We start from the raw sequence: 11,664 nt of genomic DNA, 5'->3' as shown, positions 1-11,664 counted from the left end.
TGCTGATCAGGGAGCGTCAGTCTCTTCGAGATCCTGGATCAATGGAACGAAGGCTACGGCGAGCATCAGCGATGCGTCCGCGGAGATATGGTTCGAGTCTCCGTAGATCACAAATTCCGGGATCCGAGTCGGACATCCCTCGTCATCGCAGAGGAGGTCGAAGAAGTCGATCGTCTTCGAACCCGTCTCGCGAGCAACAGCATCGATGTGTGGCTTGACGAGATCGAGCTGGGCGAGTGCGGTTCGGCGCGGCATGACCCGGTCGCAGTCGCCGGAAGCCAGACGAAGTAGCCCGCACTCCGCAGGTTCATAGTCGAGATCGTCGGTGAAGACCGGTACATCGTGTGTGAGTACGACTCGATGACCCGCAGCCGAGAGCGCGCGAACGGTGTGCGCCAGACCCTCGCGCAGGAAGCGCAGCTTGTCGGTCGATGAGACGGACATCTCCTGCTCCGACGGTCCCAGCCGCACGGTGTCGTCCCAGAAGGGTCTCCACGCGGTCGAGATGACCACGACGCCCGGCTCGGCCGCGTCGAGCCACGCCATCGTGTCGGCGAAGTATTGCGCGCAGTGAGGGACCGCGGGCGCGCCGACGGTGCCGATCACCGTGTCGAATGCCTGGCAGGCGGGAGAGACCCGGCTCGCGAATGGGCTATCCGTCTGCCCCGCCGCTGAGGCGACGGCATCGCGGATATGGGCTGCGTGCGAGTCGCCGATCAGGTAGACCGGCGGTCCCGATGCCGAGTCGTCGAAGGAGCACTCGACGGTGGCACCTGGCAATCTGCGCTCATTCGGGCAGTAGTGAGCCTTCGTGGCCCGTTGAAATGCCTGGATCGTCGCATTCCCGTATCCCGACGTACTCCCGACCCACACGAGGGTCGCGACCACGAGGGGTACCCCGAGGGTCACGCTGACCAGCGCGCCGAGGCTCCGCTTGGAGTAGCGGCGCCGTCGCAACGGCTGCTCCACGAAGCGGTAGGACGCGATCGCCGGAACGGCGGCGATGACGGCAGCGATCAGCTTCATCCCAGGCGCGTCCGGGAACAGCGCGCTCGCGATGACGATTATCGGCCAGTGCCAGAGATAGAGCGAGTACGACCGGTCTCCGATCGCGACGAGCGGTCTGCACGACAGCATGCGGCTGACAGGGTTGTTCGCATCGGCCTGGCCCGCGATGAGTAGGAGGAGAGTCGCCGCTACCGGCAGCAGCGTCCACAGCCCGGGAAAGGGCGTCGACGAGTCGATGACGAAGAGCGTGAGGGCGAGGCCCGCGAGGCCGAGGATGCCCGCAGCGGTCGCTAGCCGCGTCGAGGCGCGACGACGCCTCATCATGCAGAGGGCAACCAATGCGCCGACTGCGAACTCCCACGCCCGCGGGAGCGGGCTGTAGAACCCGAGTGCGTCCTTCGCGCCGGGGAAGCTCAGTGCGTTCTCATCGACCAACGCGAGGGCGAATGACAGTGCGGCGACACACGCGACCACGACGACCGGCGCGAGCCTGGTGCGTCGTCGTCGCGCGAGCGCCCATCCCAGGATGAGCATCAAGGGGAACAGCAGGTAGAACTGCTCTTCGACAGACAGAGACCAGACGTTGAGCAGCGGGTTGGTCTCTGCTGCGGCCGAGAAGTAACCTCCGGTGGTGTTGGCGATGACGACGTTCGCCACGATGAACATCGATCCGACGGCCGTCGCCGCGGCGTTCTGTTGAGGACCGAGCGGGCTGATCACCGCTGCGGTCAACAGCATCGTCACTGTCACGGTGACGGCGAGCGCGGGGGTCAGACGGACGAACCGTCTCGTGTAGAAACGGCGAAGGCTGATGCGACCCGCACGCGACCACTCGCGCTGGAGCATCGCCGTGATCACGAACCCCGAGATGACAAAGAACACATCGACCCCGGCGAAGCCGCCGGGGAGTGGCAGACCGGCGTGGAACGCGATCACCATGAGTACAGCGACCGCTCGCAGGCCTTGGATGTCTGCGAGTCGGGACTGCGTCGAGGTCGCATCCGTCGTGACGCTCGGAGCAGATGTCATGTGCAGAACCTGGCGGAGACTCGGTGAAGGGGCAGTCGACGAATCCTGCGACGTCGTCGCGCAATCCTAGTAGGCGGGCGCGAGTACAGGCGGGCGGCCCGCCTGCGGCTCGACGGTTGGCGCCGTCGTCGGTGCCGGTAGCATCAACGGATGCACCGCACCGCCCGCCTCGGCGTCGGCGTCATCGGCGCCGGTCGCGTCGGACCGGTGCTCGGCGCCGCGCTCGCGGGCGCCGGCCATGCGCTCGTCGGCATCACCGCCGGGTCCGAGCAGGAGCGCGTGGAGGCGGTGCTGCCGGGCGCTCCGGTGCTGGACACCCTCGAGGTCGCACGCCGCAGCGAGCTCGTCGTGATCGCCGTGCCGCACGATCAGCTGGCGGGGCTCGTCTCGGGCCTCGCCGAGGTCGGCGCCTGGCAGAGCGGGCAGCTCGTGCTGCACACCGACCCCGCACATGGACTCGACGTGCTGCGCCCGGCGGCGGCAGGGGGCGCGATTCCGCTCGCCGTGCATCCGGCGATCACGTTCACCGGCACGTCGATCGACCTGCGCGCGCTGCCGCACGCGTACGCCGGTGTCACCGCACCCGGGCCCGTGCTGCCGATCGCGCAGGCGCTCGCGGTCGAGATGGGGTTCGAGCCCGTCGTGATCGACGACTCCCAGCGCGCTGCCTACGCGGAGGCCATCGCGACGGCCACCGAGTTCTCGCGCTCGATCGTGCAGCAGTCGGCGGGACTGCTCGCTCAGGCGGGTGTCGCCGAGCCGGGACGGTTCCTGTCGTCTCTCATCCACTCGACGGTGGACGACGCCCTGCAGGCGGCGGGCGGTCCGAGCGAGACGTGATCGGCGCGTGCTCGCGACGGGTCACGACTCCGCGGCGGCCAGGCGCTCGTCGAGGGCGTCGAGCACCGGATCGTCCTCGTGGAACTTGCGGGCGAACCACTTGTCCGATGAGGTCATCTCGTCGAGATCATCGACGGTGAGCCACTCAGGATGAGGGGAGCTGCCCCATCGCGTGAAATGAATCATCCCGGGCAGGTTCACGAGTGTCGGATCGTTGCGCAGAACGGTGTGGATGTACGACTCGCTGGGGATGCGGGTGTGCGAGTAGTAGCGCAGCAGGTGGGGCGGAGCAGCCAGGAGACGCGCGGATGCGCGACCGGAGAGCGCGAACTGATCCGCGCCCTTACGCAGGCGGAAACCCGGTGAGAACGGTGTGCGCAATCTCTTGCGCAGCAGATACGGCGGAAGCCCCCGGGGTTCGCGGCTCAGCGTCAGCCCCGGCAGATGCTTCACCACCTGATGAATACGGTGCCGATCCACCCAGTGCGGCATGCGGTGTGCACGCGTGCGGTACCGATGCAACAGCAGGTCGATGTCCGGATCGATGTGCTCCGGTTCTTCAAGCGCCATGTCCGCCCCAGACACGACGAGGCTCCGTTCGTAGTCGGCGAGCGGACGCAGCGGGTAGTCCTGACCCGTGAGCATCGTGAGCCAGTCCGTCGCCGCCAGGTCGGCATAGTCGATGACCGCGAGCTGGGATCGCAGGTAGCTGTCATCGCCCCACGTGACGGGCGTGGCTGTCATGACGAGCTCGGCCCCGACGTCTTCGAGCGCGGAGAGGGCGGGGGAGGGCATCTTCCGGTCGTGACTGACGATGAGGCGGCTGTCGGGACTGTCGGCCCTCAGCCGGCCCAGCAGACGGATGACCTGCGTCGGGTTGACGTAGCTCGTCACGACATAGGTGAACACGCGGGCCATCGTACGGCGCGCCGAAGTGTTCGAGCTCCGCTACACTCGGCGCCGACGAAAACGAGGCGCCGCATGAACGATTCCACACGCCGGTTCAACTGGTCATGAAGCTTCGGCCACCGTCTCAGGGCCCGTCGATCGCGGTCGCGATGACCACGTGCGACGGTGAACGTTTCCTCACGCGTCAGCTGGAGTCGATCGCGGCGCAGAGCGTGTTGCCGACGGCGATGATCGTCGGCGACGATGCGTCATCGGATCGTTCGCCCGAAATAGTCGCCGGATTCGCACGACGGATGCCGTTCCCGGTGACGCTGCTTCGCGCCCGGAATCGCATCGGACTGCACGCCAACAGCGACCGTGTCCTCGCCTGCGCCGCACAGGTCGGCGACGTCATCGTGCCGGTCGACCACGACGACGTGTGGGCGTGCGACAAGCTCGCAGCGGTGACCGAGGCGTTCATCGATGACGACGTTGCGCTGTGGTTCTCGGACGGAATCCTGATCGATGCCGAGGACCGGTCATTGGGCGCCCGGCTTTGGGACATCGTCGGCCTCGACGACTGGGCTCTGTCGCAGATCGGCACCGCAGATGGCGTGAGACGCCTCCTCCACGCCGCGACGATCACCGGAGGAACCGCGGCAATCCGCGCGAACGTCGTGCCGCATGTCCTCCCCACTCCCGAGCTGATGATCGACGGGTCGCCCGTCTTCTGGCAGGACGCGTGGATGGTCCTCATCGCCCGTCTTCTCGGCGCCGTGGTCGTCGACCCGCGACCGCTGCTGGGCTATCGCCGACACGCTGGCCAACTCTCGCACGATGAGAATCGAGTCACGACCGAAGCGCCCCGGTCGCGGAGTGCCGCGCTTCGCCGCGACCGATGGGCCGCCGCGCTAACCGCCGCGCGGATCCGACGTGACGGCGCCGCCGGATGGCTGGCGGACGACCGCGATCTCATTCTCGATCTGGACCGATTCCTCGCGGCACGGTCCGTCGCGAGCGGTCTGCCCGGCCGTCGTCGCGGCATCCTCGCCGAGCTGCGTCGAGGCGCTTACAGACGCTACGCTCGCGGCGTGCGCACCGCGCTCTACGACCTCGCGATGTCAGGTCGTGCGTGCGATGTCGGAGCGGATCAGGGTCCCGGATCGGCTGAGTCCGCCCACCGATAGACTGGGCCGTCCGCCTGCGAGGAGCCCCATGACCGAGTCCACCGCGCCCGATCCCGCCGCCGAGCCCACCGAGGAAGAGGTCTTCGAGCAGAAGGCCGTGCGCCTGGGCAAGCGCGAGCGGCTCATCGCCGAGCGCACGGATGCCGCGGGCGGCGCCTACCCGGTGTCGCTTCCGATCACCGACACGATCCCCGACCTGAGGGCGCGCTACGGCGATCTGGAGGCCGGCGCCGAGACCGGCGTGACCACTGCCGTCGCCGGTCGCGTGGTGTTCAGCCGCAACACGGGCAAACTGTGCTTCGCGAGTCTGCAGTCGGGCGACGGCAGCCGCATCCAGGCGATGGTCTCGTTGGCCGGCGTCGGCGAGGAATCGCTCGCCCGCTGGAAGGAGCTGGTCGACCTCGGCGACCATGTGTTCGTGTCGGGCGAGGTCATCTCCAGCCGTCGCGGCGAGCTGTCGATCATGGTGGCGGACTGGCAGATCGCGTCGAAGGCGATCCTGCCGCTGCCCAACATGTACGGCGAACTGAGCGAAGAGAGCCGCGTGCGCAGCCGGTTCCTTGATCTCATCGTGCGCGACCGGGCGCGCGAGACCGTTGTGGCGCGCTCCACCGTGAACGCGAGCCTGCGCGAGACCTTCCGTGCGCACGGCTTCACCGAGGTCGAGACCCCGATGCTGCAGGTCCAGCACGGCGGGGCATCCGCTCGCCCGTTCGTCACGCACGCGAACGCATTCGACGCCGACCTGTATCTGCGCATCGCGCCCGAGCTGTTCCTCAAGCGCGCGGTCGTCGGCGGAATCGACCGGGTCTTCGAGATCAACCGGAACTTCCGCAACGAGGGGGCGGACTCGACCCATAGCCCCGAGTTCGCGATGCTCGAGGCCTACCAGGCGTACAGCGACTACAACGGCATCGCCGACCTGACGCAGGAGCTCATCCAGAACGCGGCCGTCGCCGTGGCCGGTTCCACGACCGTGACGTGGGCCGACGGCACCGAGTACGACCTCGGCGGTGAGTGGGATCGCCTCTCGATGTATGCGTCGCTCAGCGAGGCGGCCGGTCGTGAGATCACCCCCGAGACCCCGCTCGGCGAACTGCGCGCGCTCGCCGCCGCCGAGGGGGTCGAGGAGCCTCCGCACGTCATCCACGGCAAGCTCGTCGAAGAGCTGTGGGAGCACTTCGTCAAGTCGCAGCTGACCCGCCCGACGTTCGTCATGGACTTCCCGCTCGACACGAGCCCGCTCGTGCGCGAGCACCGCTCGATCGCCGGCGTCGTCGAGAAGTGGGACTTGTACGTGCGCGGCTTCGAACTGGCGACGGGCTACTCCGAGCTCGTCGATCCCGTCATCCAGCGCGAGCGCTTCGTCGAGCAGGCCAAGCTCGCCGCTCGCGGCGACCACGAGGCCATGCGCATCGACGAGGAGTTCCTGCGTGCCCTCGAGCACGGGATGCCGCCGACGGGCGGAATGGGCATGGGCATCGACCGCCTGCTGATGGCGATCACGGGCCTCGGCATCCGCGAGACGATCCTCTTCCCGCTGGTCAAGTAGCGCTTCAGGTGCCGCGGTATCGCAGCAGCGAAGGGCGGGCGTTGCGGGTCGTGCTCCAGCGATCGCCGTAGGCGCGATCGGTGCGCTCGAGGTACTCCCTCACGCCCTCGAATTCGTGCGGGTGCTGCTGCTCGAGCGCTGTCAGCAGGCCAGCGCTTCCCAGCCGGTACGGATCATCGCGCAGAACCGACAGTTTGACGGCAGGTAGCGCGCGCGGCTGGCAGAGGGCCACGTCGGCGAGTGCTGCACTGGGATTCCATTCGGGCCGGGATGCGCGGCGAGGGAGACGCCCTACCCACCCCGCCACGCTGCGCAATCGACGCTCAGCGAGGGCGCTCGCGAGTGCGGCTTGATGAGCGCGCGCAGCACCCCCTAGGCGCGCTGGAATGGTTGGCCGATAGTACGTGTCGAGGCGGAAGCCGGCAGCGCCGAAGGTCCTCGCCAAGCCCACCTCCCGACCCACGATCACGTCGTCACGGGAGGTCGCCCGCTTATCCGAGTTCCAAAAGGAGGTGAAGGTGGCGGACCGCAGCGCATCGACCTCGAACGCGACGAAATAGGACTGGATGTGCGGCGTGAAGCCGTAGCCGGGGGTGAGCCCCCACACGCCACGATGCCCCTTCATCGCGTCAAGGATCACTCGCATCGGAACGAGTGGCATTACAGCGCTGTCATTGAGAACGAGGAGTCTCTCAGTCGCCTGGTCGATGCGATCGATGCCCTCACGGTAGCTGGCGAAGTCATGGCCCGTGTTCTCTCGCTCGATCAACTCGGTTCGCGTGGAGAGCCAGAGTCGGGAGGACTGCTTGAGCGGCGCACTCGACACGACGATCACGGAATCGGCCACACTTGTGAGCGCGTCCACCGTCCGCTCGACATGGGGCGCGATCTTGCCGTCGGGATCCCAATGGGCAAGAACGGCGGTCGTCAGCGGTGAACGGGTGGTCACGACCGCCATGCTAAACGCGATGGTCACCCGACTGAGCGCCACTCATTCTCAGCTTGCAGTCCGTTCACCCCGCGCGCCGCGCTGGAACGCCCAGTCCGGCAGGTGACCGGCGGCGACGAACGTCGCCACGATCTCGGCCAGACCGTGGGTCGGCTCGAGAGCACGGGCGCGCGAGGCGTAGAGGTCGGCATGCGTCGAGCCGCCCAGCGCCCACGACAGCCACGCGCACGTGGCGAGCACGCCCGGCTGGGCGGACTCGGGCGCGGCCGCGGCCACGTGACGGCACAGCTCGAGCGCCGTGTGAAGACGATCCGGGTCGGGCTGCTCGCCCGCCCCCCACATCTCGCGCACCAGATGCGCGGGGTACTCCTCGCCCGCCTCCCAGCGCAGTTGCGCGTCGAGGGCCTCGTCACCGGCGTCCAACCCTCGGCACCACTGCACGAGCCCGATGTCGCGCACCGATGGTCGTGACAGACACCACGCCAGCACGGCGACGTCGAACGCTGCGAGGTCGTCGACGTCCCAGTGCAGTGCGTCTTCGAACAGGGTGGGCAGATCGTCGAGGGCGCACGCGGCCGCGAGAGCGCGTGGGTCGAGCCGGTCGACGAAGGGGGCGCCGTCGTCGTCGACCGCGCAGACGACCTGCACGGCGTGGATGAGCGCGCGCAGCGCGTCGTCCGCGTCCGCGCGGTCGTCGTCGCCGACGAGGGGGAGCTCGGCGCCGCTGCGATGGTCTCCTGATGCCTCGGGCACGTCGAACACGAGCTCGTCGAGCGACCAGCCGGCCCGGGGGCAGCCGTCGTCGAGATAGGAACCCCAGGCGTCCGCACCGACGCACAGCGCGTCGACGAGGCGGAGCCCGCTCGCGGTCACGGTGCGCCGCAATGCGTCGGCGAGCTCGCGGTGGGGGATGCCGTCGTCGCCGAATGCGCCATCGGTCCAGACGGCCATCGCGAGGCCGTCTGCGTCGGGGAGTCGGCACACGAGACCCGTCACGGTCGCGGCGAACGCGTCCGGCTCGGGCGCGGACGGCAGGTCGAAGCGCATGACCCCGAGGCTTCGACTGCTTCCGAAGGGCACGATGATGAGGCTGCGAGACGGGTGGTACCCGAGCATGGTGGGGATGAGCGACAGGAAGTGGGCCGGACTTGCGGCCTTGACGATGCTGGTCATGCACCCGACCATCGCGGCCGGGCGAGCGCCGACGGGCTCGTCGCCCGCGATTGGGGACGGAGGAGGACGGTATCCGTGCTTGTGGAGAGCCGGATGCGTCCCCCGGCATCTGCGGAGGACCCAGCCCGCGTATCCTGGAGGACATGCAGGATTACTGGGTCGCAGTCGTGTGGTCGATTCTGCCCACGCTCGTGATCAGCGCCCTGTTCTTCTTCGTCCTTCGCAGCGTCATCCGCGCCGACCGGACCGAGCGTCGTGAGTACGCACGCATCGACGCCGAGGAGCGCGCGAAGCGAGGTCTTCCTCCGGCATCCGACTCGGCACCGGCACAGCCTGCGGAGCGCTGAGCGCCGCCACAACTACGCTGAGGCTACGCGCGAGCCCGGCAGAGGAGTCCCGTGGAGGACGTCAACATCACGATCGTCACCTCTTGGTGGCTGCTGTTCGTGTTCGTCTTCGATCTCGTCGTGCGCATCACCGCGATCATCGTGGTCCCACGCAACCGGCGCCCGACCGCTGCGATGGCGTGGCTGCTCGCGATCTACTTCATCCCCCTCATCGGGGTGTTCCTGTTCCTGCTCATCGGCAATCCGCGGCTGCCGCGCAAGCGCCGACGCAAGCAGCAGCAGATCAACGAGTACATCCACGACACCAGCGAGACCCTCGACTTCGGCACATTGCGGCCGAACGCGCCCGACTGGTTCACGTCGCTGGTCACCCTCAACCGCAATCTCGGCGCCATGCCGCTCGCCGGCGACAACGCCGCGCAGCTCATCCCCGACTACCAGCAGAGCCTCGACGCGATGGCCGACGCGGTGCGCACGGCCGAACGCTACGTGCACATCGAGTTCTACATCCTCCAGTCGGATGCCTCGACCGACAACCTGTTCCGCGCGATGGAGGAGGTCCGCGAGCGCGGTGTGACGGTGCGGGTGCTGCTCGATCACTGGGCGAATCGGGGCAAGCCCTACTACAAGCGCACGCTCAAGCGTCTGGACCGGATGGGGGCGCAGTGGCACCTGATGCTGCCCGTGCAGCCGTTCAAGGGCAAATGGCAGCGCCCCGATCTGCGCAACCATCGAAAGCTGCTGGTCGTCGACGGCGGTGTGGCGTTCATGGGATCGCAGAACGTCACCGACTCGACGTACAACTTGAAGAAGAACATCAAGCGGGGCTTGCACTGGGTCGATCTCATGGTGCGCGTCGAGGGGCCCGTCGTGGCATCCATCAATGCCGTCTTCCTGTCGGACTGGTTCAGCGAGACCGACGAGGTTCTCACCGATGAGATCGACCTCTTCAGCGTGACATCGGGCCCGGGCGATCTCGACTGCCAGATCGTGCCATCAGGACCCGGGTTCGAATTCGAGAACAACCTGCGGCTGTTCGCGGGTCTGCTCTACTACGCGCAGCGCCGGATCATCATCGTGAGCCCCTACTTCGTGCCCGACGAGGCGCTGCTGCTCGCGATCACGACGGCCTGCCACCGCGGGCTCGAAGTGCAGCTGTTCGTCTCAGAAGAGGGCGATCAGGCGATGGTCTATCACGCCCAGCGCAGCTATTACGAGACGCTGCTGCGGGCGGGAGTCAAGATCTGGATGTATCGGAAGCCCTTCATCCTGCACTCGAAGTCGATGACGATCGACGACGAGGTCTCGATCATCGGGTCGAGCAACATGGACATGCGTTCGTTCGGTCTCAACATGGAGATCTCGATGCTGGTGCGCGGCGAAGAGTTCACGCGCCAGATGCGCGATGTCGAGCAGCAGTACCGCGACCTCAGCCGCGAGCTCACCCTCGCGGAATGGGAGAAGCAGCCGCTGCGCTCGACGGTGCTCGACAACCTCGCCCGGCTCACGTCCTCGCTGCAATAGCGCGCCGTTAGGCTGGCCGGGTGGAGCCCGAGATCGCGACGTCGGCGGCCCCGCGCAGCGCACAGGTTCCGCTCGCGGTGCGTCTGCACCTCGGTCGCGCCGCGGTGCAGACGATCGCTCATCGGGTCGGAGCGGACCTGCTGCACATCAAGGGCGACACGGTCGACCCGACGCTGCGGCCGGGTCGACCCGCGGGAAGCGACGTCGACGTGCTCGTGCGCCCCGCCCACGTCGTCGTGCTCGACAGTGCGCTGCGGCGTCACGGCTGGTCGGTCTACAGCACGTTCCGCGGCGGCTCGCCGTTCGGACATGCCCAGACGTACCGGCATGACGTGTGGGGATACCTCGACCTGCATCGGTTCTTTCCCGGGATCGAACTCGATGCGGCATCCGCGTTCGCCCGGCTCTGGCGCGATCGCGCATCCGTGACATTCGGAGGTGTGGCGTGCGCCGTGCCCGGCGTCGCCGCGCAGGCGACGATCCTCGCGGTGAACGCGGCACGGGCCGGTGCGTATGCGCGCACCGAGGTGGACCAGATGTGGCGGGATGCGACGCCCCGACTGCGCGCCGCGATCGACCGCGAAGTGCGTGCGCTCGATGCGCGGCTGGCGTTCGATGCGGCGTTCGGCGAACTCGAGAGACACCGTGGCGCGCGCACCTACCGTCTGTGGAAGGCGGTCAGCGACGGGGGAGGGCGAGCCGAGGAGTGGTGGGGACGCCTGCGTGCCTCCCGCGGAATACGCGAGGCGTTCGACGTGCTCGTGCTCGCGCCGCAGGTCAACACGGAAGTACTCAGCCACCGACTGGGGCGTACTCCGACCCGTAGCGATGTGATCGGCGAGTTCTTCCGGCGGCCGCTGCGCGGCGCGCGCCGGATCGGCACGAGGCACCGGCGATGAGTCGCATCCGGATCGCCGATCTCATCGGTCAAGAGCGTGCGGGGGATGCCGTTTACGTCGCGCCACTTCCCGACGGGCCGATCCTGGTGCTTCAGGACTCCGCCATCGCCATCTGGGAGGCCGTAGACGGGGACGGCATCGACGCGATCGCGCGTCGCGTCGGGGAGATGACGGGGGTCGATGCCCCAGCAGTCCGCGACGATGTCGCGCACTTCGTGCGTACGCTCGTCGGCAGGGGGCTGCTCGTGGAGTACTAACAGGCGTCCTG

At 67.8% G+C, this 11,664-nt stretch carries 11 protein-coding genes; 7 read left to right on the top strand and 4 right to left on the bottom strand.

Annotated features, from left to right (window positions below; genetic code table 11):
- Positions 1 to 6 precede the first annotated feature (6 nt).
- Positions 7 to 2,037 (bottom strand): acyltransferase family protein, encoded by a 2,031-nt coding sequence (locus ABD663_RS09370; RefSeq protein ID WP_344737798.1) that lies wholly within the window; start codon positions 2,035 to 2,037, stop codon positions 7 to 9.
- Positions 2,038 to 2,187: 150 nt separating this feature from the next.
- Between ABD663_RS09370 and ABD663_RS09365 the strand changes: the two genes are divergently transcribed.
- Entirely contained in the window at positions 2,188 to 2,877 is a 690-nt protein-coding gene (locus ABD663_RS09365; protein ID WP_344737795.1) for a DUF2520 domain-containing protein, read from the top strand.
- 21 nt (positions 2,878 to 2,898) lie between these two features.
- Here ABD663_RS09365 and ABD663_RS09360 read toward each other — a convergent pair whose 3' ends face one another.
- The gene (locus tag ABD663_RS09360; RefSeq protein WP_344737793.1) at positions 2,899 to 3,786 is read right to left on the bottom strand and encodes a beta-1,6-N-acetylglucosaminyltransferase; all 888 of its coding nucleotides are present in this window, start codon (positions 3,784 to 3,786) and stop codon (positions 2,899 to 2,901) included.
- 149 nt (positions 3,787 to 3,935) lie between these two features.
- On the opposite strand from ABD663_RS09360, the gene ABD663_RS09355 reads away from it, so the two are divergent.
- Positions 3,936 to 4,952 carry a glycosyltransferase gene (locus ABD663_RS09355; RefSeq protein WP_486341542.1) on the top strand — a complete coding sequence of 339 codons (1,017 nt, stop codon included), beginning with the start codon at positions 3,936 to 3,938 and terminating at the stop codon, positions 4,950 to 4,952.
- A 28-nt stretch (positions 4,953 to 4,980) separates the two neighbouring features.
- Complete coding sequence (gene lysS / locus ABD663_RS09350) at positions 4,981 to 6,504, top strand: lysine--tRNA ligase (RefSeq protein ID WP_344737789.1); 1,524 nt, start codon at positions 4,981 to 4,983, stop codon at positions 6,502 to 6,504.
- A 4-nt stretch (positions 6,505 to 6,508) separates the two neighbouring features.
- Here lysS and ABD663_RS09345 read toward each other — a convergent pair whose 3' ends face one another.
- Both ABD663_RS09345 and ABD663_RS09340 read right to left on the bottom strand, forming a co-directional pair.
- Positions 6,509 to 7,453, bottom strand: coding sequence for a rhamnan synthesis F family protein (locus tag ABD663_RS09345; protein WP_344737786.1), 945 nt, complete (start codon positions 7,451 to 7,453; stop codon positions 6,509 to 6,511).
- 48 nt (positions 7,454 to 7,501) lie between these two features.
- On the bottom strand, positions 7,502 to 8,626 hold the full coding sequence (locus tag ABD663_RS09340; protein ID WP_344737784.1) for a DUF4192 family protein: 1,125 nt from the start codon (positions 8,624 to 8,626) through the stop codon (positions 7,502 to 7,504).
- Between the two features lie 143 nt (positions 8,627 to 8,769).
- Here ABD663_RS09340 and ABD663_RS09335 point away from each other — a divergent pair, with 143 nt between their 5' ends.
- The 4 genes from ABD663_RS09335 to ABD663_RS09320 are packed head-to-tail and all read left to right on the top strand — an operon-like array spanning position 8,770 to position 11,653.
- Positions 8,770 to 8,973 (top strand): hypothetical protein, encoded by a 204-nt coding sequence (locus ABD663_RS09335; protein ID WP_344737782.1) that lies wholly within the window; start codon positions 8,770 to 8,772, stop codon positions 8,971 to 8,973.
- A gap of 51 nt (positions 8,974 to 9,024) precedes the next feature.
- Entirely contained in the window at positions 9,025 to 10,497 is a 1,473-nt protein-coding gene (gene cls / locus ABD663_RS09330) for a cardiolipin synthase (protein ID WP_344737780.1), read from the top strand.
- A gap of 20 nt (positions 10,498 to 10,517) precedes the next feature.
- Positions 10,518 to 11,396, top strand: coding sequence for a nucleotidyltransferase family protein (locus ABD663_RS09325; RefSeq protein ID WP_344737778.1), 879 nt, complete (start codon positions 10,518 to 10,520; stop codon positions 11,394 to 11,396).
- Entirely contained in the window at positions 11,393 to 11,653 is a 261-nt protein-coding gene (locus ABD663_RS09320; RefSeq protein WP_344737776.1) for a PqqD family protein, read from the top strand. Before ABD663_RS09325 ends, ABD663_RS09320 begins: the two co-directional genes overlap by 4 nt.
- The last annotated feature ends 11 nt before the right edge of the window (positions 11,654 to 11,664 follow it).

The sequence above is a fragment of the Microbacterium awajiense genome, from assembly GCF_039536545.1.
GTDB classification, from domain to species: domain Bacteria; phylum Actinomycetota; class Actinomycetes; order Actinomycetales; family Microbacteriaceae; genus Microbacterium; species Microbacterium awajiense.
The sequence above is the reverse complement of the archived record's forward strand: the minus strand, read 5'-3'. Positions and strand labels throughout refer to the sequence as shown.

Coding starts and splice junctions, on each gene's coding strand:
- ABD663_RS09370 (WP_344737798.1), bottom strand. CDS start 2,037: ATGACATCTGCTCCGAGCGTCACGACGGATGCGACCTCGACGCAGTCC.
- ABD663_RS09365 (WP_344737795.1), top strand. CDS start 2,188: ATGCACCGCACCGCCCGCCTCGGCGTCGGCGTCATCGGCGCCGGTCGC.
- ABD663_RS09355 (WP_486341542.1), top strand. CDS start 3,936: ATGACCACGTGCGACGGTGAACGTTTCCTCACGCGTCAGCTGGAGTCG.
- lysS (WP_344737789.1), top strand. CDS start 4,981: ATGACCGAGTCCACCGCGCCCGATCCCGCCGCCGAGCCCACCGAGGAA.
- ABD663_RS09340 (WP_344737784.1), bottom strand. CDS start 8,626: ATGACCAGCATCGTCAAGGCCGCAAGTCCGGCCCACTTCCTGTCGCTC.
- ABD663_RS09335 (WP_344737782.1), top strand. CDS start 8,770: ATGCAGGATTACTGGGTCGCAGTCGTGTGGTCGATTCTGCCCACGCTC.
- ABD663_RS09320 (WP_344737776.1), top strand. CDS start 11,393: ATGAGTCGCATCCGGATCGCCGATCTCATCGGTCAAGAGCGTGCGGGG.